General features: G+C 67.6%; 20 protein-coding genes. 8 read left to right on the forward strand and 12 right to left on the reverse strand.

Going from position 1 to position 23,671, the window contains the following annotated elements:
* The first annotated feature begins 147 nt into the window (after positions 1 to 147).
* Positions 148 to 1,791, forward strand: coding sequence for a CTP synthase (locus B161_RS0105650; protein WP_018632398.1), 1,644 nt, complete (start codon positions 148 to 150; stop codon positions 1,789 to 1,791).
* Between the two features lie 26 nt (positions 1,792 to 1,817).
* Entirely contained in the window at positions 1,818 to 2,654 is an 837-nt protein-coding gene (hisN, locus tag B161_RS0105655) for a histidinol-phosphatase (protein ID WP_018632399.1), read from the forward strand.
* Between the two features lie 21 nt (positions 2,655 to 2,675).
* Here the strand turns inward: hisN and B161_RS20170 are convergent, their stop codons facing one another.
* Together B161_RS20170 and B161_RS0105665 are read right to left on the reverse strand one after the other, a co-directional pair.
* A complete protein-coding gene (locus B161_RS20170; RefSeq protein WP_018632400.1) occupies positions 2,676 to 3,428 on the reverse strand; it encodes a CatB-related O-acetyltransferase in 753 nt (250 codons plus the stop codon).
* A 210-nt stretch (positions 3,429 to 3,638) separates the two neighbouring features.
* Complete coding sequence (locus B161_RS0105665; protein ID WP_018632401.1) at positions 3,639 to 4,679, reverse strand: aspartate-semialdehyde dehydrogenase; 1,041 nt, start codon at positions 4,677 to 4,679, stop codon at positions 3,639 to 3,641.
* 213 nt (positions 4,680 to 4,892) lie between these two features.
* Between B161_RS0105665 and B161_RS16950 the strand changes: the two genes are divergently transcribed.
* Positions 4,893 to 5,843 (forward strand): DMT family transporter, encoded by a 951-nt coding sequence (locus B161_RS16950; protein ID WP_018632402.1) that lies wholly within the window; start codon positions 4,893 to 4,895, stop codon positions 5,841 to 5,843.
* 78 nt (positions 5,844 to 5,921) lie between these two features.
* The gene (gene creD / locus B161_RS0105675) at positions 5,922 to 7,352 is read left to right on the forward strand and encodes a cell envelope integrity protein CreD (protein ID WP_018632403.1); all 1,431 of its coding nucleotides are present in this window, start codon (positions 5,922 to 5,924) and stop codon (positions 7,350 to 7,352) included.
* A gap of 60 nt (positions 7,353 to 7,412) precedes the next feature.
* On the opposite strand, the gene trxA is transcribed toward creD, so the two are convergent.
* The 7 genes from trxA to B161_RS16960 all read right to left on the reverse strand — a co-directional run bounded on the left by trxA (position 7,413) and on the right by B161_RS16960 (position 15,843).
* Positions 7,413 to 7,742, reverse strand: a complete 330-nt coding sequence (gene trxA, locus B161_RS0105680) for a thioredoxin TrxA (protein ID WP_018632404.1) — start codon at positions 7,740 to 7,742, stop codon at positions 7,413 to 7,415.
* Positions 7,743 to 7,832: 90 nt separating this feature from the next.
* Entirely contained in the window at positions 7,833 to 9,152 is a 1,320-nt protein-coding gene (locus B161_RS0105685) for a tetratricopeptide repeat protein (RefSeq protein ID WP_157755542.1), read from the reverse strand.
* Positions 9,153 to 9,297: 145 nt separating this feature from the next.
* On the reverse strand, positions 9,298 to 10,830 hold the full coding sequence (ubiB, locus tag B161_RS0105690) for a 2-polyprenylphenol 6-hydroxylase (RefSeq protein ID WP_018632406.1): 1,533 nt from the start codon (positions 10,828 to 10,830) through the stop codon (positions 9,298 to 9,300).
* Positions 10,827 to 11,612 (reverse strand): bifunctional demethylmenaquinone methyltransferase/2-methoxy-6-polyprenyl-1,4-benzoquinol methylase UbiE, encoded by a 786-nt coding sequence (gene ubiE, locus B161_RS0105695; protein ID WP_018632407.1) that lies wholly within the window; start codon positions 11,610 to 11,612, stop codon positions 10,827 to 10,829. The genes ubiB and ubiE overlap by 4 nt, the downstream gene beginning before the upstream one ends.
* Before the next feature lie 109 nt (positions 11,613 to 11,721).
* Complete coding sequence (locus B161_RS0105700) at positions 11,722 to 12,123, reverse strand: rhodanese-like domain-containing protein (protein ID WP_026310218.1); 402 nt, start codon at positions 12,121 to 12,123, stop codon at positions 11,722 to 11,724.
* Between the two features lie 38 nt (positions 12,124 to 12,161).
* Positions 12,162 to 14,549, reverse strand: a complete 2,388-nt coding sequence (locus tag B161_RS16955) for a hybrid sensor histidine kinase/response regulator (protein WP_018632409.1) — start codon at positions 14,547 to 14,549, stop codon at positions 12,162 to 12,164.
* The gene (locus tag B161_RS16960; RefSeq protein WP_018632410.1) at positions 14,539 to 15,843 is read right to left on the reverse strand and encodes an FIST N-terminal domain-containing protein; all 1,305 of its coding nucleotides are present in this window, start codon (positions 15,841 to 15,843) and stop codon (positions 14,539 to 14,541) included. Before B161_RS16960 ends, B161_RS16955 begins: the two co-directional genes overlap by 11 nt.
* A 364-nt stretch (positions 15,844 to 16,207) precedes the next feature.
* Between B161_RS16960 and B161_RS18670 the strand changes: the two genes are divergently transcribed.
* Positions 16,208 to 16,921, forward strand: coding sequence for a J domain-containing protein (locus B161_RS18670; RefSeq protein WP_018632411.1), 714 nt, complete (start codon positions 16,208 to 16,210; stop codon positions 16,919 to 16,921).
* A 119-nt stretch (positions 16,922 to 17,040) separates the two neighbouring features.
* Here the strand turns inward: B161_RS18670 and dksA are convergent, their stop codons facing one another.
* Both dksA and B161_RS0105725 read right to left on the reverse strand, forming a co-directional pair.
* Complete coding sequence (gene dksA, locus B161_RS0105720; protein ID WP_018632412.1) at positions 17,041 to 17,463, reverse strand: RNA polymerase-binding protein DksA; 423 nt, start codon at positions 17,461 to 17,463, stop codon at positions 17,041 to 17,043.
* A 280-nt stretch (positions 17,464 to 17,743) separates the two neighbouring features.
* Entirely contained in the window at positions 17,744 to 18,070 is a 327-nt protein-coding gene (locus B161_RS0105725; protein WP_018632413.1) for a DUF1476 domain-containing protein, read from the reverse strand.
* Positions 18,071 to 18,276: 206 nt separating this feature from the next.
* Between B161_RS0105725 and B161_RS0105730 the strand changes: the two genes are divergently transcribed.
* Positions 18,277 to 21,372, forward strand: coding sequence for a DUF11 domain-containing protein (locus B161_RS0105730; RefSeq protein ID WP_018632414.1), 3,096 nt, complete (start codon positions 18,277 to 18,279; stop codon positions 21,370 to 21,372).
* A 52-nt stretch (positions 21,373 to 21,424) separates the two neighbouring features.
* Here the strand turns inward: B161_RS0105730 and B161_RS0105735 are convergent, their stop codons facing one another.
* Positions 21,425 to 22,045, reverse strand: a complete 621-nt coding sequence (locus tag B161_RS0105735; RefSeq protein ID WP_018632415.1) for a histidine phosphotransferase family protein — start codon at positions 22,043 to 22,045, stop codon at positions 21,425 to 21,427.
* Between the two features lie 103 nt (positions 22,046 to 22,148).
* On the opposite strand from B161_RS0105735, the gene B161_RS19145 reads away from it, so the two are divergent.
* The gene (locus tag B161_RS19145) at positions 22,149 to 22,325 is read left to right on the forward strand and encodes a DUF3553 domain-containing protein (RefSeq protein ID WP_018632416.1); all 177 of its coding nucleotides are present in this window, start codon (positions 22,149 to 22,151) and stop codon (positions 22,323 to 22,325) included.
* A gap of 167 nt (positions 22,326 to 22,492) precedes the next feature.
* Complete coding sequence (gene recA / locus B161_RS0105745) at positions 22,493 to 23,584, forward strand: recombinase RecA (RefSeq protein ID WP_018632417.1); 1,092 nt, start codon at positions 22,493 to 22,495, stop codon at positions 23,582 to 23,584.
* Positions 23,585 to 23,671: the final 87 nt, after the last annotated feature.

Consider the following 23,671-nt stretch of genomic DNA (forward strand, 5'->3'; position numbering starts at 1 on the left):
TTCTGTCGCATCCGCGCCGCGCCCTCCCGGATCTCCCTGAGCCCCTTGCTCCCTGAGGACGAATCCGTTAGCTCTCATGCGGCGCGACGCCGGGCGGCCCATGGCCCCGGCGTTTTTTGTTTTTCCGGCGCGAAAAAGGCGAGCGAAATGACCCGATATGTGTTCGTGACTGGCGGCGTGGTCTCTTCTTTGGGGAAGGGGCTCGCGGCGGCGGCTCTGGGGGCTTTGCTTCAGGCGCGGGGCTATCGGGTGCGCCTGCGCAAGCTCGACCCCTATCTGAACGTGGATCCCGGCACCATGAGCCCCCATGAGCACGGCGAGGTCTTCGTCACCGACGACGGGGCTGAAACCGATCTCGACCTTGGCCATTACGAGCGCTTCACGGGCGTCGCGGCGCGGCGGACGGATTCCATCTCGGCGGGGCGCATCTATCAGAACGTGCTGGATAAAGAGCGCCAAGGCGCCTATCTCGGCAAGACGATTCAGGTGATTCCCCACGTCACCGACGAGATCAAGTCCTTCCTCTCCATCGGCGGGGACGAAGTGGACTTCATGCTCTGCGAGATCGGCGGCACGGTCGGCGACATCGAGGGCCTGCCCTTCTACGAGGCCATCCGCCAATTCGCCAATGAGCAGCCGCGCGGACGCTGCGTCTTCATGCATCTGACGCTCCTGCCCTGGCTGGCGGCCTCGGGCGAGCTGAAGACCAAGCCCACCCAGCATAGCGTGAAGGAGCTGCGCGCCATCGGCCTGCGCCCCGACGTCCTCGTCTGCCGCTCCGAGGTGCCGATCCCCGAGCGCGAGCGCGAGAAGATCGCCTTGTTCTGCGACGTCCGCCCTGACAGCGTGATTCCCGCCTATGACCTCGCGAGCATCTACGAGGCGCCGCTCGCCTATCACGCGGCTGGCCTCGACCGCGCGATTCTCGACGCCTTCAAGATCGACCTCGCGCCGGAGCCCGATCTCTCGCGCTGGCGCGACGTCATGGATCGTCTGAGCAATCCGGACGGCGAAGTGCGCATCGCCGTGGTCGGCAAATACATGCAGCTGGAGGACGCTTATAAGTCGCTCAAGGAGGCCCTGACCCATGGCGGGCTTCAGCATCGCGTGAAGGTCAAGGCCGAATGGCTCGACGCCGAGGTCTTCGAGCGCGAGGGCGCGGCGGCCCATCTCTCGGGCTTCGACGCCGTGCTGGTGCCCGGCGGCTTCGGCGAGCGCGGCACGGAAGGCAAAGTCGCCGCCGCCCGCTTCGCCCGCGAGCGCAAGATCCCCTATCTCGGCATTTGCCTCGGCATGCAGATGGCGGTCGTCGAGGCGGCGCGGAATCTGGCGGGGGTGGAGAAGGCGGGCTCCGAGGAGTTCGAGAGCGGCAAGGGGCCGGACCGCTTCGAACATGTGATCTATCACATGAAGGAATGGTCTCAGGGCAATGAGCTGGTCACCCGCGAGCGCGACGGCGCCAAGGGCGGCACTTTGCGGCTCGGGGCCTATCCGGCCAATCTGGAGGAGGGTTCGCTCATCGCCGGGATCTACGGCAAGACGCGGATCTCAGAGCGCCATCGCCACCGCTATGAAGTGGATGCGGCCTATCGTCCGCGTCTGGAGGCGGCGGGGATGAAATTCTCCGGCATGTCGCCGGATGGGAGCTTGCCGGAGACCGTGGAGATCCCGGATCATCCGTGGTTCGTGGGCGTGCAGTTCCATCCGGAGCTGAAATCGCGTCCCTTCGCGCCGCATCCGCTCTTCGCGAGCTTCGTGAAGGCGGCTCTGGAGCAATCGCGGCTCGTCTGAGCCCCATCCGAACAAGAGGCCGCCCCATGAGCTTCGATCCCGCCGATCTTCCGCCCGCGCCGGAGCTTGCGGCTTTGCTCGGCCTCGCCGAGCGCCTCGCCGAGGCGGCGGGGGCGGCCGTCCTCCCCTCTTTCCGCGCCGAGGCGCTGGAGGTGGAGGATAAGCGCCTGCGCGGGGTCTTCGATCCGGTGACCGAGGCCGATAAGGCGGGCGAGCGGGCCATTCGCGCCCTCCTCGAAGCCGAACGCCCCGAGGATTCCATCTGGGGCGAGGAATACGGCCGCAAAGCCGGGACCAGCGGCTATGAATGGATTCTCGACCCCATCGACGGCACGCGGGCCTTCATCTGCGGCTTGGCCCATTGGGGGATCCTCATCGGGCTGTACTGGAGGGGGCGGCCCGTGGCGGGCGTGATCGGCCAGCCCTATCTGGGCGAGGTCTTTTCGGCGCGTCTGGGCGGCGGGGCCTTCCTGAGTCGGGGCGGCGAGGGGCGCGCCCTGCGGACCCGGCCCTGCGCGGCCTTGGGCGAGGCGGTCATGTTCACGACCGATCCCCGCATCTTCGACGCCGTGGCCGGAGAGCGCGCCGCCTATGACGCGCTGGAGCGCTCCGTGCGTCTGGCGCGCTACGGCGCCGATTGCTACGGCTACGCCATGGTCGCGGCGGGGCAGGCGGATCTCGTGGTGGAGAGCGGGCTCTCGACCTATGACGTGGCGGCGCTGATCCCCATCCTGACCGAGGCGGGCGGCGTGATCACCGACTGGCGCGGCGGCGATTGCTCTCAGGGCGGACGCGTGGTCGCGGCGGGAGACGCGCGGCTTCATGCTCTGGCCGTGGCGGAGCTGTCGCGGCTGGCTTTTTAGGCGCGGAGGACGCCTTTCGCCTCAGGCGGGCGGCGGAGGCGAGGCGAGGGCGCGCACGGTCTCGTTATTGGCGATCTCGAAACGCGGGAAACGCGCCGGCTTGAGCCGGTTCTCCGCCACGGCCTGCTCCAGAATGTCCAGCGCCTGCAAGGGCTCGGAATAGCGCAGCCCCGGAAGCGCGCGCCGGTCCAGATCGTAAAGCCACCATTGGAGCTTGAGAAACCGCGCGACGGTCTCCTCGTCGAAACGCATCCGAATGACTTTGGCGGGCGTCCCGCCCAGCACCGCATAGGGCGGCGCGTCGGCGACGACCACCGCCCCCGCCGCCACCACCGCGCCGTCTCCGATGGTCACGCCGCGCCGGATATAGGCGCCATGTCCGATCCAGACGTCATGCCCGATCCGGGTGCGCTGATGATTGGTCTCGAAACGCTCCTCGCCGAGGATTTTTTCATAGCCCGGCGCGTTTCTGAACACGCCGAGATCGCCGAAGGCGAATCCATGGGTGCTCATCCAGTCGGTCGGATGCTCCGGCGGACCTATGGTCACGCGATGGGCGAGAGAGCAGAAACGCCCGATGTCGGCGCTGTAGATCAGCGTTTCGGCGTTGCCGTAGCTGAAGGCGCCGATGCGGTTGGAGCCGCGGAAGATCGTGTTGCGCAAAGAGGCGGGGCGCTCGAAGATCAGCTTCCCCTTGCCCATCCAAAAGGGCCTTTCGCGCTCGGGCAGATCATGCAGACTCAAGGCGTCGGGCGGCGGCGCGTCGGCGGACATCGGAGGACGGGCTCCTGCTGGAAGAGGCGCGGACGGGGAACGCCTGTCGGCATCCTCCGTAAAGCCGTAAACTTAAAGCGGAACTCAAAAGCCGCAAGCCGCTTTCGGACCGCGCTTGCGGTCAGGCTGGGCGGGAGGCCGAAAAAAAACAGCCCCCGAACCATGGATGAATCCCGGATCCGGGGGCCTCGTCTTCAGAGGAGAGGCGCCTCAGGCGGCCTTGCTCTTCTTGTTTTTGCCAAGGCCGCGCTCATTGAGCAATTCGGCGATCTGCACCGCGTTCAGAGCCGCGCCCTTGAGCAGATTGTCCGAGACGCACCAGAACATCAGGCCGTTGTCGACCGTCGGGTCGACGCGGATGCGGCTGACGTAGGTGGCGTAATCGCCCGCCGCCTCGACCGGGGTGGCGTAACCGCCCGCCTCGCGCTTGTCGATCACGAGGATCCCCGGCGCCTCCTCGAAGACCTCGCGGGCCTCGTCGTCGGTGATGGGATGCTCGAACTCGACCGAAACCGCCTCGGAATGGCCCACGAAGACCGGAACCCGCACGCAGGTCGCCACCAGATCGATGGAGGGATCGAGAATCTTGCGGGTCTCCGCCGTCATCTTCCATTCTTCTTTGGTGAAGCCGTCCTTCATGAAGACGTCGATATGGGGGATGACGTTGAAGGCGATCTGCTTGGTGAACTTGGAGGGCTCGACGTCCTTGCCGGGCACGTATTTGGCCTTGGTCTGATCCCAAAGCTCCTCCATCGCCTCCTTGCCCGCGCCCGAGACCGACTGATAGGTCGAGACGACCACGCGCTTGATGGTGGCGCGGTCGTGCAGGGGCTTGAGCGCCACGACGAGCTGCGCCGTCGAGCAATTGGGATTGGCGATGATGTTGCGCTTGAAGGCCAGCTCCACCGCGTCGGGATTGACCTCCGGCACGATCAGCGGAACGTCGGGCTCATAGCGGTAATAGGAGGAGTTGTCGATCACGAGGCAGCCCGCCGCCGCGATCTTGGGGCCGTATTCCTTCGCCACGCCGGAACCCGCCGACATGAGGGCGATGTCCCATCCCGTGAAGTCGAAATCGTCGATGTCCTGAATCTTGAGCGTTTTATCGCCGAAGCTGACTTCCGCGCCTTTCGAGCGCCGGGAGGCGAGCACCGCGATCTCGTCGATCGGGAATTCGCGCTCAGAGAGAACGTTCAGCATTTCGCGGCCCACATTGCCGGTGGCGCCCACGACGGCGACTCGATAACCCATCTCCTCAGACTCCTGAAAGGGGAATGTCGCCGTTTCTCTACAGGAGAGCCTCGCGCAAGGGAACCGGAATCCGCCGCCCCGTCCTCCCGCTCCCGCGCCGGAAGGTCGCAAGCCCGCCTGCGAGACGCCGCTTGTCTTCCTCGCGTCATGGCCTAGAAGGAAGAAGCATGGACGCGCCTTGTCTCGGCCCGCCCCGCTTTCAGGATTCCAGACATGTTCACTCCGGCCTCCAAGGGCCGCGCAAGCGTCGACACGGTCACGCTTGGCGTCGGCCTCGCCATTTGCGCCTCGCTGCTCTTCGCGGGCCAAGACAGCATCTCCAAGCATCTGGCCGATCGCTATGCGCCGGAGTTCTTTCTGGCGATCCGCTTTTGGGCCTTCGCGGGCTTCGCTCTGGTCTTTGCGGCCTTTCGGGCGCCGGGCGGAATCCGGGGGGCTTTGAAGGCGCCGCGCTCCATCCGGCTGCAAATGGCGCGCGGCGTGCTGATCATCACCGAGATCTGGATCTTCACTTATGCGCTGACCTACATCCAGCTCGCCGACCTCATGGCGATCTTCTCCTCCAGCCCGCTGCTGACGACCGCTCTGGCGGCGATCTTCCTCGGCGAGCAGGTGGGCTGGCGGCGCTGGCTGGCGGTCGGGACGGCGGTGCTGGGCGTGGCGATCATCCTGCAGCCGGGGGCGGGGATTTTCGGCTTCGGCGCTTTGCTCGGGCTGCTCTCGGCTTTTCTCTACTCCTGCTACACGCTGCTGACCCGCATGACGGGGCGCACGGATTCCATCGAAAGCTCTTTGCTCTACTTCGCCTTGGTGGGCGCGGTGGCGATGACTCCGGCGGGCTTGTCGGTTTGGGGGGATCAGAACGTCGCGCCGCTGGATTGGTTCTGGATCTTCGTGCTCTGCTGCACGGGGATCGGGGCGCATTGGGCTTTGACCAAAGCCCTGAGCTGGGCGCCCGCCTCCACTTTGCAGCCTTTCTCCTACATCGGCGTGGCGGGGAGCATCCTCGTGGCGGTGATCGTGCTCGGCGAGCGGCTGGAGGCCACCACCCTGATCGGCGTGACGCTCATCGTGGCGGCGGGGCTCTACGCGCTCCATCGCGAGCGGATCCGCGCCAAAGAGGCCAAAGCCGCGGCTCTGGCGGCGGCCCGCGCGGCGGTCTGATCGGGGGGAAGATTGACGGAGAGGTCGGCCCGCGCTATAAAATGATCATCATTCATTTTATTAAAGCGAGTCGACCCCATGAGCGGCCCCTTTCGCGATCCCGCCTCCGGCCCGCCCGCCGACGACCCGTCTTCGGAGCGCCCCGACCCTTGGGCGGCGCCTGCGGGCCCCGCCAAGCCGAGCTTCTGGCGCTCGCGGGCGGCGCGCTTTCTGATGCTCGGCCTGATCACGCTGCTGCTCGGCGCGCCCTTGCTGATGGTGGGGATGATCGGCTCCGAGCGCGAATATCTCCATCGCCAGACGGCGCGCGAGATCGGCGCGGTCTGGGGCGGCCAGCAAACTCTGATCGGCCCGGCTTTGGTCGTCCCCTTCGACCAGAGAGAGGAGCGGAGCCTCAATTCCGGCGAAGGGCGCCGCACGGAGATCGTCACCACGCGCCGCGCCGCCGTCTTTCTGCCGCGCGAATTGAGCGTGACGGCCGAGACCGAGGCGGAGATCCGCCGTCGGGGCATTTATGAGACTCCGGTCTATGCGGCTCAGGCGGCGCTTTCGGGCGAATTCGACGCCGCCCCTTGGGAGGGCTTCTTCGACGACCGCCAGACTCCGCTTTGGGATCGGGCCTTCGTCTCCATCCAGATCTCCGATCCGCGCGCCTTCCGCGAGAATATGAGCCTGAACTGGGGCGGGCGGAGCCTGAAGCTTCTGCCGGGAGCTTCTCTGAACGGCGCCTCCGGGCTTCATGCGCCGGTGGGCGATCCCCGGGAGGGCGGCGCCAAGCGCTTCTCGGCGGATCTGGCCTTCAACGGCAGCGACTCGCTGTTCTTCGCGCCGCTCGGCGAGACCAGCCGCGTGACGCTCAAAGGCGACTGGCCGCATCCGGGCTTCGGGGGCGCCTTCCTGCCCGTCGAGCGCGAGGTCTCGCCCACGGGCTTCTCGGCCTCCTGGAGCGTGCCTTATGTGGCGCGCAGCCTGCCGCAAAGCTTCGTCGAAGGCGAAGCCGCGAGCCTCAGCGCCTATGGCGCGGATCATATCTCGGCTTTCGGACTGAATTTCGCGCAGCCGGCCAGCCCCTATCAGCAGGTCGAGCGGGCGCTGAAATACGGCCTGCTCTTCGTGGCCATGACCCTCGTGACGGTCTTCCTCATCGAAACCCAAGGAAAGCGCCCGGCCCATGCGGTGCATTATCTGCTGATCGGGCTGGCGCAATGCGTCTTCTTCCTGCTGCTGCTGGCCTTCTCGGAGCATATGGGCTTTTCGGCCGCCTATGGGATCGCGGCGGCGGCGACCATCGCGCTGATCACGCTTTACGTCTTCACGGGGCTGAAGCTCGGGCGGGCGGGCTGGACGGTCTTCGGCCTGCTCACGGTGATCTACGCCTTCCTCTATCTGCTGCTGCGCAATCAGGATTACGCCTTGCTGATCGGAGCGGCGGCGGCCTTCGCGGCTCTGGCGGGGACCATGTGGGCCACCCGCGACGTCGATTGGCGCGCCGCAGCCGGAGAGGAATGAGCCTGAAACGAAAAAAGCCCCGCGCGAGCGGGGCTTTCCATTCGGGTCGGGAGGCCCTGATCAGGCTTTGGCGATCTCGCCGTCGATCCACTGCTTGAGCGCGCCTTTCGGGGCCGCGCCGACCTTGGTCGAAACGAGCTGGCCCTTGTTGAAGAGCATCAGCGTGGGAATGCCGCGCACGCCGTATTTCGCGGAAAGCTCGGGATTATCGTCCACGTTGAGCTTGGCGATGGTGACCTTGCCTTCGAGATCGGCGGCGATCTCTTCGAGCGCCGGAGCGATCTGACGGCAAGGGCCGCACCATTCCGCCCAGAAATCCACGACGACGGGGCCGTCGCTGTTGAGGACGTTGGTCTCGAAATTCTCGTTGGTGACGGTGACGGTCGCCATGGGTCTGACCTCGCGCAGGGCCGCGCCGGAGCGCGCCGCAGGAGATGAATGTTGCGCAAGAGGTAGGCGCTCGCGGGGCGGGGGTCAAGGTCAAGGGGCGGGAGCGAGGGGCTCGCCGGGCTGCGCGCGCTCTTTCGCGACGATCTCGGCGATCTTGCGCGTGGCGCGCTTCACCGATTCCGCGCCGCCGACGCCATAAGGGCGCCCGTAGCGATAAGTGTTTGGGAAATAAACGTCGCGGCCTTCGTAGCCGTAGCCGTTGCGGTTCCGCCATCTTCCGTCGACGTCGACGGCGAAGACCGGCGCTCCCGAGATCGAGGCGAATTCCGTGCCCGTCAGGCCGGGGCCGAGAGTGGCGGAGCATTGCGCGACCAGAGCATAGAGATTGAACAGATTCTCATAGACGCTCAGCCGGTCCTCGGCGATCACGACGTTTTTGCCATGTTGTTCGAGATATTTGCGCTCATGTGGGGAAAGCCCGTGCTGAAAGCAGATTTTGGGAAAGCGGTCGTCGGCGAGAAAACCGCGCAGCTCGGTCGGATGCAGACAACGGCTCATGCGTCGGGCGTTCATCATATTGGTCCGCCAGTGAAAGGCGCAGGCGCCTTCCCGCAATTCGGGGAAGGCGGCGCGGATTCTTTCGGCGGCCTCTTGAATCTCCGGCGCCTTCCAGAGCCGCGCCGCGAAGGGAGGAATGCGCTTGCCGACGTGGTTCAGGCAGAAATCAAGCGCATATGGGATGGAGACGAGGTTTTCCGACGGATCTTTGAGGTCGGTCGATTCCAGAAACTGCGCTTGCGGCAGGACGGCTCGGACGAAAGGCCAAAGGCGCGGCTGACAAACGACCCGAAGGCTCTCCGCGGCCTCCAATTGGGGAAACAGACCGGCGAGAGTCCTGAGCACGTCCCCCGGTCCGCTGGAGGTCGTGACGACCAGCCTCCGTCCGGCGAGGGGCTTTTCTTCTCCGCCCCAATTCTCCATCGCGAGTTGGGCGAGGTCCATGCGTCCCATCTGCACGGCGCATTGGAATTGCAGGAAAAAATAATAAGGATGTTGGGAGATCCGATGCCCCTCCCGCTTCAGATCCCGCAACAGTTCAAAGGCGCGCTCAAGATTCCCCAAGCCGTATTGGGCGTCGGCGATGGCGAAGAGCGCCGTCGGAGAAGGCTGGATCCGCAGCGCCTCCTCAAGATGCGCAAGGGCCTCCTTGAGGCCGCTCTCTCCGTCGCGCGCGGCGTAGAGCCTGTAAAGGCCGTATTCCGTGAGGGCGTGGTCCCGGCGTCCGCCCTCCTGCGTCAGAAGCTGGAAGAGCCGCGCGATGGGTTCGGCGTAGCGCGGCGCGAGAAAAGGCTCCTCATAAGCCTTGACGTCGATCATCTGCTTCATCGCGGCCAGCAGGCTGCGCGTCACGGCCGTCTCCGAGAAGGAGAACGGCGCGGCGGCGGTCGGAGACGGAGAAGCGGGGGACATGAATTCAGCTTTCAGGAAATGGAGAGGACTTCCTCATCCAAAAGCGATTTCCGCCGAATGTCCATGCGCATGGGAGCCTCAGGCTCTAAAAGACCCAGCCTCCCAGAGCCACCAGCCCGCCGCCCAGAGCCGCCGCCGCCAGCCATTCCAGCGCCGGACGCCGGGGCGGGGCGGGTTTGGCGGGCGGCTCGGCGGCTTCGCGGGCGAAGCGCTCGGCGATCTCCGGCAGGCGCGGCCCGAGCAGCGAGAGCGCCCGCAAAGTCCCCGCGAGATCCCGCGCCACGGCGGGCGGAGAAAACTGCTCGCGCATCCAGTTCTCGGCGACGGGCTGGGCCGCCTGCCACATGTTCATATGAGGGTCGAAGCTGCGGGCGACGCCCTCGACCATGATCATGGTCTTTTGCAGCAGGATGAGCTGCGGCTGAGTCTCCATGCCGAATTGCTGCGTGACCTCGAAGAGCTGGTTCAGCAGCCGCCCCATGGAGATGTTTTCCGCCCCGAGGCCGAAGATGGGCTCGCCCACCGCCCGCAAAGCCTGAGCGAAGGCGCCGAGATCCGCGTCTTCGGAGATATAGCCCGCTTCCCGATGGACCCGCGCCGCGCGGTGATAATCGCGCTTCAGAAAGGAGATGAGGATCTCGGCGTAGAAGCGGCGGGTCATCTGATCGAGACGCCCCATGATGCCGAAATCCAGCGCCACCAGCCGCCCTTGCGGATCCACCCGCAGATTGCCCTGATGCATGTCGGCGTGGAAGAAGCCGTCATGCAGGGCCTGACGCAGAAAGCTCTGAATGACGGCCTCGGCGAGATAGGCCATATCCACGCCCCGCGCCCGCAAAGCCGCCAGATCGCGCGCCGGAGTCCCCTCGATCCACTCCATGGTCAGCACGCGCCGGGAGGTGCGGCTCCAATGGATCGCCGGAGCCCGCATCTTGCCTTCGGCGGCGGCGTTCTCGGCGAATTCCGAGGCCGAAGCCGCCTCGATGCGCAGATCCAGCTCAAGACGGGTGGTTTCGTCGAAATTGGCCACCGCCGCCAGCGGCCTCAGCCGCCGCGAGTCGGGCGAAATCCGCTCCAGCCAGCGGGCGCCGAAGGTGAAGGCGTCGATGTCGCGGCGGAACAGCGCCTCGATGCCGGGACGCAGCACCTTCACCGCCACCGGGCGTCCGTCGGGAAGGCGCGCCTGATGCACCTGCGCGATGGAGGCCGCCGCCAGAGCCGGGCCGAATTCCGAGAAGATTTCGCCGATGGGGCGGCCGAACTCCGCTTCGATCACCGCCACGGCCTCCTCCTGCGGGAAGGGCGGGAGGCTGTCCTGAAGCGGCGCGAGAGAGGCGGCGGTCTCGGGGCCGACGATGTCCGGCCGCGTGGCGAGCATCTGGCCGAATTTGATCGCCGGAGGCCCCAGCGAGGTCAGCGCCCGCACGAGCGGCGCCTCTTCGGGATCTCCCTTGGGGCCGAAAGGCGTCGTCGCCTTCAGCGCGAGATCGGCGGCCTTGCGGCGCTTGCCCTTGAAGCCCGCCTCGTCGAGGACGGGGCCGAAGGCCTCGGCGCGCGCCATGGCGCCGAGGATCTGCAAAAGCCGCCAGGCGTGACGAGGCGCGGAGAGCCAGCTCACAAACGCCAGCCTCCGTGCAGCGCCACCACTCCGGCGGACATGTCCATCCACTCGACGCGGGAGAATCCGGCGGCCTCGATCATCCGCGCGAAGCGGCGGCGATCCGGGAATTTGCGGATGCTCTCGACGAGATATTGATAGGACTCGCGGTCGCCGGTCACGACCTCGCCGATGCGGGGGATGACGTTGAAGCTGTACCAGTCGTAAACCTTGTCGAAGACCGGGGTCTCGACGGGCGAGAATTCAAGGCAGAAGAAGCGTCCGCCCGGCTTGAGCACGCGATAGGCTTCGGAAAGCGCCTGCTCGATGCGGGTGACGTTGCGGATGCCGAAGGAGATCGTATAGGCGTCGAAGCTCTTATCCGGGAAGGGCAGGGCCATGGCGTCGCCGCAGACCCAGTCCAGCCCGGCGCGCTCCTGAGCCTCGGCGCGGCGGCGGCCTTCGTTGAGCATCCCGGCGGTCATGTCGCAGACGGTGGCCGAGGCGCCGCCCTCCTTGCCCTTGAGGCGGTCGAGGAAGCGGAAGGAGATGTCTCCGGTGCCGCCCGCCACGTCGAGGAGCTTCATGCCGGGGCGCGGCGCGAGCTTATGAATCAGGGTGTTCTTCCACATCCGATGGACGCCGCCGGACATGAAGTCGTTCATGAGGTCGTAGCGCCGGGCCACGCTCTCGAAGACGCCCCGCACCAGCGGCGCCTTTTCGGCTTCGGGCACCTCGCGATAGCCGAAGCTGGCGGTGGATTCGGGATGCGGGTTGGATTGCGTTTCAGACTTGGGGGTCATGACGGCTCCTCCGGGCTTTAGAGCCTTCCCTTAGCCTATGCGGAGGGCTTCGCCCAGAGGGCGCGGCGACGCGCCCGATCAAAAGAGGCCGGGCGCGAAGACGCGCCTCTCAGGCTTTCTTCGTCGGAAACTCGATCGGGCCGCCCTGCTTCTTCCAATCCCCAAAACCTTCCTTCAGATGGGCGGCTTCGAAGCCCATGTCCTGAAGGGTCGCCGCCGAAAGCGCCGAGCGCCAGCCGCCCGCGCAATGCAGGATGAAGCGCCGGTCCTCGCCGAAGATGGGCTTGAAATAAGGGCTTTCGGGGTCCACCCAGAACTCCAGCATCCCGCGCGGACAATGGAAGCTGCCCGGAATATAGCCCTCGCGCTCGCGTTCGCGGGGGTCGCGCAGATCCACGAAGAGCGTCTTCGGATCCGCCAGCAGAGCCACGGCCTCCGGCGTGTCGATCTCCTCGATCCGGGCTTTCGCCGCCGTCACCATCGCCTTGACGCCCATTTTCAACGGCTTCATGCGGAACATCCTTTCAGCTTCTCAAACAAGGGCCGCGCTCAGGCCGAAGCCGTCGCCGCGCCGCCTTTGGCGCGGGATCCCTTCGGCTTTTTCGCGGGAGGCGACGGCGCAGGCGTGGGCTCCGGCGGCGGAGCGGCTCCGACCTCGGGCGGCTCGCCCGCCGCGGCGCCCACGCGCCGCAAAAGAGCCCGCAGCCGCGCCGGAGGCGTCGGTTTCGGCAGATGCCGCACGCCCATGCGCGCCGCCTCGGCGATCACGCCGGGCGAGCGGTCGGCGGTGGCGAGGATGGCGGGAATCTCCACGCCCGCCGCCGCGCGCAGCGCCGCCACGGCCTTGAGTCCGGTGTCTTCGCCGTCAAGGTGGTAATCGGCGAGGATCACGTCCGGCGCCATGCCGAGATCCTGCAAAGCCTCCAGCGCCTCGGCGGTGGAGCCGACCGCCAGCACGTCCATGCTCCAGCCCGCCAGCAGCGCGGTGAGGGCGTGGCGGATTTGGGCGTCGTTCTCGACCACCAGCGCGATGAGCCCATCCTCGCGGCCTTCGGGCTCGGCGCCCTCCGAGGATTCGACGAGCGGCGGCGCGGCGAGGGGCGCCTCGACCAGCGGCGCCGAGACCGAAAACACCGAGCCCTCGCCGGGCTTGGAGCGCACCTCCAGCGGATGCCCGAGCAGCCGCGCCGCGCGCTCCACGATGGCCAGCCCGAGGCCCGCGCCGCGCTCTCCGGCGGCGGCGGGATCTTCGATGCGGCGGAACTCCTCGAAGATGGTCTTCAGATGCTCCGGCGCGACGCCCACGCCGCTGTCCCAGACTTCGATGCGCAATTGCCCGCCCCGGCGCCGGCAGCCGATCACCACGCCGCCCCGCTTGGTGTAGCGGATGGCGTTGGAGACGAGATTCTGCACGATCCGCCGCAATTGCCCCGGATCGCTCATCACCATGGCGGCGGAGGGCCGCACCTTCAGCTTGAGTCCCCGCGCCAGAGCCAGAGCGCGGAATTCGTTCTCCAGCGGCGTGAGGATGGCCGCGATGGACATGGGGCGCGGCTCGGCCTCCACGGCGCGGGCGTCGAGCTTGGAGATGTCGAGCAGGGCGCCCAGAAGATGCTCCACCGAGCGCAGGGCGCTGTCGAGCCGCCGCACCAGCCCCTCCTGAGCGGGCGGCAGCCGCGCCTCCGAAAGCGAGGCGATGAAGAGCCGCGCCGCGTTCAGAGGCTGCAAAAGATCATGGCTCGCCGCCGCGAGGAAGCGCGTCTTGGAGAGATTGGCCAGTTCGGCCGCCTCCTTGGCCTTGAGGATCTCCTGAGCCAGCAAGGCGCGCTCCTCGATCTCGCGGCGCAGGGCGGCGTTGAGCTGCGAGAGCTCCGCCGTGCGCTCGGCGACGCGCTGCTCGAGGGTTTCATTGGCGAGGGCCAACTCGTGGGCGCTGGCGCGTTCGGCGGTGACGTCGGTGAAGCTGATGACGAAGCCCCCGTCCGGCGACTGGCGGCATTCGGCGATGAGGGCGCGTCCGGCGCGATGGGTCAGCTCCACGGTCAGCGGCGGCGAGGAGCCGCGCGAGCGCACCCATTGCATCAGCTCGAAAGCGGGCTTGCGCGAGGAGATCAGCCCATGGTCTCCGATATAGCCGATGACCCGCAGGAAGCTCGCGCCGCGCTTGAGCAGATCGAAAGGCAGATCCAGCAATTCGCGGTAACGGTCGTTCCAGGCCGCCAGCCTATCCGAGGAATCGAAGACGCAGACGCCCTGATTCAACTGATCCAGCGTGGCGCGCACCAGCCGGGCCTGTTCGTCGAGCCGCTTGTCGCGCTCCAGCCGCTCCCAGCGGACCATGTCGGTGATGTCGGTCTGGATCACCGCCAGACCGCCGCCGGGGGTGCGCTGCTCCGAGACCTGAATCCAGCGGTCGCCGCGCAATTCCTGAATATAGGAGGCGTGGTTGCGCTCATGGCGGCTGAGCGCCTGCCCGACCCAATCCTCCGGCGTCACGCCGCGATTGAAGACCAGACGCCCCGAGCGCGCCAGAAGCGCGGCGTAGGCCGCGAAGCTCAGGCCCGCGGCGATCTGATGGGCGATCTCGGGCGCCATGACCCGGAACCAGCGATTGCACATCACCAGCCGGTCTTCGGAATCGAAGAGCGCGAAGCCCTCGCGCAGGGATTCCACGGCGCCTTGCAGATTGGCGCGGGCGCGTTCGGCCTCCTCCTTGGCCTCGGCGAGATCGGCGAGGGTCGCCTGAAGATCCAGCGTGCGGGCGCGCACCTGGCTCTCCAGCGCGATGGCGGTCTGGAAGATCGAATAGGCGCCGCCCGAGAATTCGGTCGAGCGTTCGGCCCGGCCGATCAGAGAGGCGTTGATCTTGCGCAGCCGCGCGTTCTCCTCCCGCAGAGCGCGGGCCTCGGCGCGCAGGGCTTGGGCTTCAGGGGTCATGCCTCGCCTCGTCCGGCCTTCCCCCATCTTCCTGACGGGCGCCCTCCAGCCTTCCGAAGCGCGGCGGAGGCTCGGAGAAGGCGATGGCGGTGAAGGTTTGGTTCGCATGGACCGAGCCGAATTGCTCGCCATAGGTGTTGAAGCCGACCACCCCGAAGCGCTTCAGCACGTCGGAGAGGCCGCCGCTTTGCTGAGTCTGCTCGGCCTCGATCCGGCGCAGCACGCAGTCGAAGGCGAGGACGCCCCGGCGGCGGGTTTCGTCGGAGGCGGCGAGACGGCGCTCCAGCTGTTCGGCCATGGGCAGGCCGCGGGCCATGGTCAGCACGAGGCCCTCGTCGATGGCGCAGTAGAATTTCAGATAACGCCCCTCCACGACTCTTTGCACGGCCCGCACATGATGCGTCCCCCCCACGCGCACCACCAGAGGATGCGCCGCGAAGATGAAGGGCGAGAGATCCTGCGTCGCCACGCCCACCGCCCGGGCGTATTCCTCGGCGGCGGGGACGGCGTTCAGCTCATGGACGATCCGGCGCTCGGGATCGGCCTCGGTGACGACGAATTTCACGTCGGTGGGCTCCAGATGGTCGAACTGGACGCCCTCCACTTCGAGATCCGTCTCGACCACGCAGATCAGCCCGGCCTCGGCGTGGACGCGCCCTTCGGCCAGCAGCCATGTGCGCCCGAAGCTCATGCCGTCGGCGGCGGCTCCGCCGAACAGCGGCGTGCCGCCCAGCGCCGTGCCCGCCACCGAGACGAAGGCCTCGACCTGAGTCGACAGCCCGTCCACCAGACAAAGCCCGAAGCGGCGGCCTCCCGGCGGCGGCGCTCCGGCGTAGGGCGCCAGTTCGCGCCGCAGAAAGGCCTCGCTCTCGCGCATGGTGAAGTCGACGAGGGGAATAAGGCGGCTCGCCGCCAGCCGGAAGCGCCGGGCGTCGAAGGCCACGGCGAGGATCCCCCCCTCCGAATAGCCCTGAGGCCCGATTTCGCCCGCCGTGGTGCAGCCGAAGATCGGCGGCGCCCCCGGCAGACGCCCCGCCGCCTCGGCCACCGCCTGAAAATCATGATGCGAGGAGACGAAGAGCAGCAGAAAAGCCGCCTCGAAGCCGGATTTCGGGCCGAGGACGCCCCAGATCTCCGCCAGAGCCTGATCGGGGTTCGGATGCTCCGAGGCCGCCGAACGCAGCGCGTTCCCGCCTCCGCCGAGCCTCGCCCCCAGACGCGCGGCGGCGCCCGGCCTTCCCCAGCCCCCGGCTCCGGCTCCTCCGGCCCTGATCCGGACGGGCAAGGCGGTCATGGCGCGGTCCTCCCCGAGGGGCGGGCGCGCGGGCTTCTTGCGAATCCTGCGGACGCGCCGCCGGGCTCCGGCGAGCGGTCGGTGTGCGGCTGCGCCTTCATCGGCTTTCCTCCCTGAAGCCCCGGAACTTCGCCCGGGCGCCTTGCTTATGATTTTGGATATAGGGCTTTCTGGCAAGAGCTTTGGCGCCGAAGGCGGCCAGAAGCGGCGAATCCGGCTTGAGGAGCGCCCGAAACCCCTCGCGCGGCGGAGACGGAGGCGGGCGCGCCCCTCCGAAAGGAGGCGTTCGGGAAGAGGATCAACTCCCCGTTTACACTGCCAGCGTTAAACTCCGTCAGGACGGCAGGGAGGCCTTGGAGACCAGATGAGCGGCGGAACGGTCTATCAACGTGCGGCGAAACGCCATGCCGTGCTCATCGAGCATCTCAGCGGCGACGCCACGGAGGGGTTTCTGCTCGTGCCCATCGGCGTGGCGCTGGAGCAATACATCCATCAGATCGAGCATGTCTTCCCGCTGGAGGCTCTGGACGGCCGCCGCCTTTACGTCGCGATGAGCGGCGTGAAGTTCATCGCGCCCCGCGAAGACGAAGGCGCGCCGCCTCCGCCTCCGCCCTCCGCCCGCGAGGCCATGCGCGATCCGCCGCCGCCCAAGCCCTCCGCCGCCTCCCGCTCGCCCGAGGAGAACGCCGCCGTCGCCCGCCGCTTCCAGAGCGTCGACGCCGAGGCCGTCCGCCGCCGCGAGCAGGCCGCCCGCGAATTGGTCGAGCGCCAGCGCCGCGAGCGTCAGAAGCGCGTCGCCGACGAGCGCCGCCGCCGCCGCGAAGAGGATCCCGACGCCGTGGCCGCGGTGAATCTGCTCAGCGTTCCCATAGACGCGCCCATCGAGGAAGTGCAGTCGGCTTACCGGCGCGAGGTGAAGATCTATCATCCCGACCGTCTGCGCGGCTTCGGGGCGCCTGAGGAGGACATCGCCCGCGCCCATGAGCGCCTGACGGTGCTCAACCGCGCCTATCAGGTGCTGGCCGCTCTGGAGACCGAAGGCGCCGAGGAAGGCGAGCCCTCCGCCGCGCCTTCCTGAGGCCCCGCGCGGAGAGCTAAGGCCCGAAAAGGCCCGGCCGCATGATCAGAGGGACGATATGAAAAGGCCCGGCTCGCCGCCGGGCCTTTCCGCATCTGAAGTCAGCTTGGGCCTTGGGCTCAATCGTCCCGATAGACCTTCTCCCGGCGCTCATGCGCCTCCTGAGCGGCCAGCGAGAGGGTGGCGGTGGGGCGGGCGATCAGCCGGCGGATGCCGATGGGCTCGCCGGTGGCTTCGCAATAGCCGTATTCGCCTTCGTCCAGCCTGCGCAGGGCCGAGTCGATCTTGGAGATCAGCTTGCGCTGACGGTCGCGCGTGCGCAGCTCCAGCGCCCGGTCGGTCTCCTCCGAGGCGCGGTCGGTCAGATCCGGCACGTTATGCGTGTCGCTCTGGAGCGTCTCGACGGTGGACTGGCTTTCCTTGAGGATGTCGCGTCTCCACGCGAGCAGGCGCCGCCGGAAATAAACCTGCTGGCGCGGGTTCATGAACGGCTCTCCTTCGGAGGGCGAATAGGAATCGTCGATGTCGATGATCTCGTTCATCGCGGCTGTCATCTCCTCCCGCAGCGAGACGCCGGAGCGGGCTCCGGGCGAGTCGCCGTTAAGCTTTTGGCGCCCCCATAGCGCATCATGGGGCGGAAGTCATCTCCGCCGTCTGAAGCGCCGATGAAACGCCGATGACGTTCGCGTGAGGGTGAAAATCCCACGCGACGTTGCCTCGTCTCGACGGAGCCCCAAACCTGGCGGCTTGGGAGCCCGTCAAAGGCCGGTCGAAAGCCCTGAAGCAAGATTCGGGCGAACTTCGGACCGCAGGGTTTAGGGTTCAGCCCTCCTCAGACAGAGAAGCTTTCGCTTCGTCGAGGCAGCGCGACATCTGGGCGCGAATCTCGCTTTCGGACAATCCGGCGCCTTTGGCGTCAAGATCGGCCTTCAGCTTGCGGAACAGATCGTCGTCGCCCTTCTCGCGCATGTCGGCGAGAATGAGGTCTCCGGCGTAGCTGTCGATCTTCTCCTCGCCCTCGATGCCCAGAGGACCGGCGGCCCAGCGCGCCAGAAGGCGCGTGCGGCGCGCCTCGGCCTTGAATTGCAGTTCGGCGTCATGGGCGAACTTCGCTTCGAAGGCGTTCTTGCGATCTTCGAGATTCGTCATGCTTACGTTCCCCGGTTGAGCCGCCCCCACGGGAGACGGCTGGAAGATTCGCGCTTCATATACTCTTTTCCGTCGCGGACGCAAACGCATGGGGCCGCGGGAGCGCGCGCGGATGCAGGATGGACAGGCGCGGCGCGGGCGCGTAGCTTGCCGCGAAGGCGAGAGCAGGGCGCTGAAACTTCACGCATATTCTTAGGGATGGCTTTGTGATCTCCAGCTTTTCCGGCCGGTTCCGGCCTTCCGCCGCCGTTCTGGCCGCTCTGCTGTCCGTCCTCGCGGGAGAGGCGGCCGCGGCCGGTCTGGTTCTGGAGACGAACGCCCGCCGCACGGACGGCGGAGCGCTTTCGCAGCTGGAGGGCGGCGCGCGGCTGGAGGTGGAGGCGCTGTTGCGCAATCCCGGCCCCGAGCCCGTCCGGCTCATCGAGGCCCGCCTGACCGCCGAAGGCCCCGCCGCCGCGACCGGCGCCGAGGGGCCGGGCGCTCAGGCCGCTGGGCGGGGCGGGCTGAACTGGGGCGCCGAGGGGGTTTCTCTGGCGCCCGGCGCGAATCTGCCGCTGATCTTCGCGGTGGAGATTCCGCCCGAGGCCGCGCCGGAATCCGACGTGGTGCTGAATTTCTCGGCTCAGGGGCTCGCGGGCGCCGAGGCGGCGGGCGCGAGCGGGAGCGGCGAGCGCGGGGCCTTGCGGGCCGAAACCGCCATGAGGCTGCGTCTGGCCCCGGTGCGTCTGGTTCTGGAGCGGGCCTTGCCGCCGGAAAGCTCCAATCCTCTGGTCCATGGCGACGCCCTGCGCGTGATCCTCGGGGCGGAGTTCCCGGCGGGCCGGGCGCGCGGCGTGACGCTCACCGCCGAGATTCCGCCCTCCGCCCGCGCCGACCAGCCGCCGACCCTCGCCTCGACCATCGGCGCGGATCTGCGCTGCGCGGGCGGCTCGCCGCCGGAGGCCACCGAGACGGAATTGATCTGGCGTTTGGGCGATTGCCGGCTCGCGCCGGGAGTCTCGGCCGCGGGGCGTCGGGTGGAGCTGTCCGGGCGCTTCCGGCTGCGCGACGCCGATCCTTTTCAATCGGCGGCGGCCATAGCCGCGCATCGGGCGGGCTTCTTCAGCGCGCGTCTGGAGGCCGAAGGGCGGGTCATGGGCGAATCGAGCGTCACGGCGCAGATGGGCGGCCCGCTCGTCGCGGGCGAATTGCTGGATCCTCCGCCGCCCTCGGCGCGGCTTTACGAGGCGGGCGACGTCTTCACGGCGCGTTATGAGCTGCGCAATCTCGGCGACGCTCCGGCGCGGGATCTCGAGATTTGGGTCCGCCCCGACGCCGCTCTGGACTGCGCCGCGGCCGACGTGGCTCTGGACCCGGCGAAGGACGCCGAATCCGGGGTCGGCCCCTGCGGGCGCTCGGCGGGGCCGCCGAAGGGCCTTCTGCCCCCCGGCGGAAGCGCGACGGCGGTGCTGACGGCGCGGGTCCGGGCGGAGGCTTCTTTAGAGGCGCCTTTGCGGATCGGGCTCGACGCCGCCGCTCTCGGAGATTCGGGCAAGCCGCCGCGCATCCGCATCCATAGTCTGGAGATGGCGCCGCGTCCGCCCGGCGCGCCGCGTCTGAGCGTCCTCGACGCGGAGGAATGGACCGAGGCGGGGCCCGGCTTCTTCTTCGCCCGCCCCGGAGACGGCGCCGTTCTGGAGGCCTCCTTCCGGCCGCCCAAAGGCGTGACGCGCGCCGCGCTGGTTCTGAAGGCGCGGCTGATGGACGAGGGAGACGGCGCCTCCGAGCCCCGGCCGCTCGGGCCTGCGCCTTTGCTCATCGGCGCGCCGGAGCTGACGGCGGATTCCGTCTTCTGGGAGGAGGAGCCGCCCGGCCCCTCCGCGCCTTTCTCGACGGAGGGCTGGCGGGCTCTGCGGATTCCGCTCGGGGCGCTGCGGACTCCGCCCGAGGCCGAGGTGCCCGTGGTGCGGGTGCGGATTCCTCTGCGGATCGACTCCGCCGACGAGGCGATTCGCGCGGATCGGCTGATCGATCTGCGCTTATCCTTGATTCCCGGCGATTCCGCAGGCGAGGCCTCCGGCGGCGTGGAGGCGGAGGAGGGGGTCTTCGTCGAATTGCGCGAGCCCTATCTCGCGCTGACCGCCGCCACCGGCGATTCGGATCGGGTGATCCGCGCGGGCGAGAGCGCCGAATTCTCAGGCGACCTTTGCAATCTCGGCGAGGCCGAGGCGCGGCGCGTGGCCATGACGGTCGATTTCGGCCCCGGCTGGACGCCCGAGGGCCCGCAGGGCGTCCGGCTGCGGCGCAGCGATTCCGACTGGCCGATCCTCGAAGACGCGCCGGTGCTGCGCGCCGAAGCCGGTTATGATCCGCAGACGCGGCGTCTGACCTTAAGTCCGGGCGAGGACTGGACGGGGAATCTCGGCGCGGCGGAATGCCTGCGCCTGAGCTTCCTGCTCACCGCGGCCGCCACCGAGGAGGCCATGGACCGCGCGACGCTGTTTCGTCTGCGGCCCTATGAGGCGGGCGGGGCGGCGCGGAGCTATGATCCGCCGCCGCCGGTGCGCATCGCTTTGAGCGAGGCGCGTCTGGGGCTGGGGCCGGGCGGCGAGATTCAAGCCTCGCGCGGCGGCGCGCTCATGCTGCAAGGCGAGTTCCGCGCGCCGGATTCCGGCGGACCCTATGAAATCTCATGGCGCGCGAGTTCGGCGGCGGGGCTGAGATGGCGCGCCTTCGACGGGACGGGACGGGTGGCTCTGCCGCCGAAATTCCGTCTGGAGGCGGGCGAGCGCCGCGCCTTCCGTCTGGAGAGCCTGACCCCCGCCGAGGCGAAAGCGGGCTGGACCGAGACTCTGGCCCTGCGCGCCGAGGCGAAGGATTCCTCCGGCCTTTATCCGGCGGGGGCGCGCTGGGTGATCCGTCTGGAGCGCGACGCCGAGGCCGCCGAGGCTCTGAAGCCGGTCAAGACCATGGCTCTGGACCGCGATTGCGACGGGGATCTGGCCGACGAAACCCCTCAGGACGCCCTCTTCGAGCGCTTCAAGGATCTGCGGGCGGGGGAATGCCTGATCTTCCGCATCCACCTGCGCAACAACGGCGCGACGCCGCTGGAGGACGTGGTGGTGACCGAGACTCCGCAATCGGGCCTGCGCTTCATGCCCGGCTCGGCGACCATCGGCCCGACGGCGGAAGGCTTCCTGCTGGAATCGGTGCAGGAGCCGACGCCTCAGGCGCCGCAGATCGTCTGGAGGTTTCAGGGCTTCCTGCCCTCCGGCGCCGAGGCGGAAGCCCGCTATGAGGCTCAGGCCCCGGGCGCTCAGTGAGGGGCGCCCAATGACGGGCGCCCAGTGACGGGCGAGGGGAGGAGGGGCCGCTTCAGATGGTCACGGCGATCTGCGCGGCGTCGGCCTCGATGAGGCAGCGGATCTGCGCGTCGAATTTCTGCGCCAGCAGATAGGCGAGCCGGCAATTGGCCATGCGCGGCTCCAGAAGATTGGGGTCGCCGCCGGTCTCCAGAATCTTGACGGCCTCGGGCATGAGCCGGGCGCGCGGGCCTTCGGCGGAGATCATCAGATTGATCGCCCCCTCTTTGCGCACGCCCACCCGCAGCACCCCGCCGCGCGGCAGAGCCTCATAGCCGATGAGGATGAAGTTCATCAGCAGCCGCACCAGATCCTTGTCGAGCGTCGCCTCCGAGCCGACCCAATGCAGCACGACGCCGGAATCGGCCAAGAGGCCCTCGGTCAGACGGCGCGGCTCCTCCAGCGAGACGCTTTCCGCGAGGGAGCTGGCGGCGCCGAAGGCCACCCGCATGAATTGCAGCTTGGCCGAGGCGTGGCGGGCGCTCTTGCGGACGAGGTCTTGCGCTTCGCGGCGGGTCTCTTCGTCGGGATCGTCGTCGAGCAGCTCAAGCCCGTTGTTGACCGCGCCGATGGGGCTGACCAAATCATGGCAAAGACGCGAACACAGCAAAGTCGCCAGAGCGAGAGCGGTCATCGGAGATCCTGAACGCGGTGAAGAGCTGACAAAAAGGGCGCGGCTTCCGTCGACCGCGACCCGCCCCTATGATAGGCGCCGCAACATGAAAGGGGAAGGGCGGATGCGACATCTTCTGGAGCCGGGCGCGCTGGTGAGGCATCCGCGCCATCCCGAATGGGGATTGGGTCAGATTCAATCCGTCGCGAGGGACCGGGTGGTGGTCAATTTCGAACAGGCGGGAAAACAGGCTCTGGATCTGAGGAGGGTGGATCTGGAGTTCGTGGAAAGTGACGCTTAAATTTATGATTTGTTCTTGATCGGCGCGAACGGATGGGATACGTCCTTTATGTCCCTCGATCCATGGGGCGGAGCGCCTCCCCCTCTGCGCTCCGCCCCTCCTCAGCTCCGCCTTGCGGCGTCTTCAGGGACGGACGCCGATTAAGGCTTTGCATTTAGGAACGGGCCATGTCTCAATCCGCCGCGCAAACTCCGCTCCGCCTCGTCGACAGGGACGTCATGGACAAAGAAAAAGCGTTGGAATCCGCTCTGGCCCAGATCGAGCGCGCCTTCGGCAAAGGCTCGATCATGAAGCTCGGCCAGAAGGGCGCGGTTCTGGAGATCGAGGCCATCCCGACGGGCTCCATCGGCCTCGACATCGCCCTCGGCATCGGCGGCGTGCCCAAGGGGCGCATCATCGAGATCTACGGCCCGGAAAGCTCGGGCAAGACCACCCTCGCGCTGCACATCATCGCCGAAGAGCAGAAACGCGGCGGAATCTGCGCCTTCGTGGACGCCGAGCACGCCCTTGATCCCTCCTACGCCCGCAAGCTGGGCGCGGACGTCGCCAATCTCCTCATCGCCCAGCCCGACGCGGGCGAGCAGGCGCTGGAGATCGCCGACACTCTGGTGCGTTCGGGCGCGGTGAGCGTGGTCGTGGTCGATTCGGTGGCGGCCCTCGTGCCCAAAGCCGAGCTCGAAGGCGACATGGGCGACGCGCAGATGGGCCTTCAGGCCCGCCTGATGAGCCAAGCCATGCGCAAGCTGACCGCCTCGATCAGCCGCTCGAAATGCACCGTGATCTTCATCAACCAGATCCGCATGAAGATCGGCGTGATGTTCGGCAATCCCGAGACCACCACCGGCGGCCACGCCCTGAAGTTCTACGCCTCGGTGCGCATGGACATCCGCCGCACCGGCGCCATCAAGGACCGCGATCAGACCATCGGCAACACCACCCGCGTGCGCGTGGTGAAGAACAAGGTCGCGCCGCCTTTCCGCGAAGTCGAATTCGACATCATGTATGGCGAGGGCATTTCGAAGATCGGCGAATTGATCGACTTGGGCGTCAAGGCCGGAATCGTCGAGAAATCGGGCTCTTGGTTCTCTTACGACGGCCAGCGCATCGGGCAGGGCCGCGAGAACGTGAAGAACTTCCTCAAGGAAAACGCCTCCATCGCCGAGGCCATCGAGGGCAAGCTGCGCCAGTCGCACGGCTTGAGCCTCGCCGCGGTCATTCCGGAGGACGAGCGCCCCGTCGACTCCGACGACGAGGGTTGAGCGGCCGCCGTCGCGCCGGGCGGAGAGCCTCGCGACCTCACGGCTTTGTGATCTTCATGCGCCGCCCCAAAGCCTGCTTTGGGGCGG

Source organism: Neomegalonema perideroedes DSM 15528 (genome assembly GCF_000374145.1).
Taxonomy (GTDB): domain Bacteria; phylum Pseudomonadota; class Alphaproteobacteria; order Rhodobacterales; family Rhodobacteraceae; genus Neomegalonema; species Neomegalonema perideroedes.

Bases quoted from the DNA above. Each gene is read 5' to 3' on its own strand.
- B161_RS0105650 (WP_018632398.1), top strand. From the start codon at position 148: ATGACCCGATATGTGTTCGTGACTGGCGGCGTGGTCTCTTCTTTGGGG.
- hisN (WP_018632399.1), top strand. From the start codon at position 1,818: ATGAGCTTCGATCCCGCCGATCTTCCGCCCGCGCCGGAGCTTGCGGCT.
- B161_RS20170 (WP_018632400.1), bottom strand. From the start codon at position 3,428: ATGTCCGCCGACGCGCCGCCGCCCGACGCCTTGAGTCTGCATGATCTG.
- B161_RS0105665 (WP_018632401.1), bottom strand. From the start codon at position 4,679: ATGGGTTATCGAGTCGCCGTCGTGGGCGCCACCGGCAATGTGGGCCGC.
- B161_RS16950 (WP_018632402.1), top strand. From the start codon at position 4,893: ATGTTCACTCCGGCCTCCAAGGGCCGCGCAAGCGTCGACACGGTCACG.
- creD (WP_018632403.1), top strand. From the start codon at position 5,922: ATGAGCGGCCCCTTTCGCGATCCCGCCTCCGGCCCGCCCGCCGACGAC.
- trxA (WP_018632404.1), bottom strand. From the start codon at position 7,742: ATGGCGACCGTCACCGTCACCAACGAGAATTTCGAGACCAACGTCCTC.
- ubiE (WP_018632407.1), bottom strand. From the start codon at position 11,612: ATGACCCCCAAGTCTGAAACGCAATCCAACCCGCATCCCGAATCCACC.
- B161_RS0105700 (WP_026310218.1), bottom strand. From the start codon at position 12,123: ATGAAGCCGTTGAAAATGGGCGTCAAGGCGATGGTGACGGCGGCGAAA.
- B161_RS16955 (WP_018632409.1), bottom strand. From the start codon at position 14,549: ATGACCCCTGAAGCCCAAGCCCTGCGCGCCGAGGCCCGCGCTCTGCGG.
- B161_RS16960 (WP_018632410.1), bottom strand. From the start codon at position 15,843: ATGACCGCCTTGCCCGTCCGGATCAGGGCCGGAGGAGCCGGAGCCGGG.
- B161_RS18670 (WP_018632411.1), top strand. From the start codon at position 16,208: ATGAGCGGCGGAACGGTCTATCAACGTGCGGCGAAACGCCATGCCGTG.
- dksA (WP_018632412.1), bottom strand. From the start codon at position 17,463: ATGAACGAGATCATCGACATCGACGATTCCTATTCGCCCTCCGAAGGA.
- B161_RS0105725 (WP_018632413.1), bottom strand. From the start codon at position 18,070: ATGACGAATCTCGAAGATCGCAAGAACGCCTTCGAAGCGAAGTTCGCC.
- B161_RS0105735 (WP_018632415.1), bottom strand. From the start codon at position 22,045: ATGACCGCTCTCGCTCTGGCGACTTTGCTGTGTTCGCGTCTTTGCCAT.
- B161_RS19145 (WP_018632416.1), top strand. From the start codon at position 22,149: ATGCGACATCTTCTGGAGCCGGGCGCGCTGGTGAGGCATCCGCGCCAT.
- recA (WP_018632417.1), top strand. From the start codon at position 22,493: ATGTCTCAATCCGCCGCGCAAACTCCGCTCCGCCTCGTCGACAGGGAC.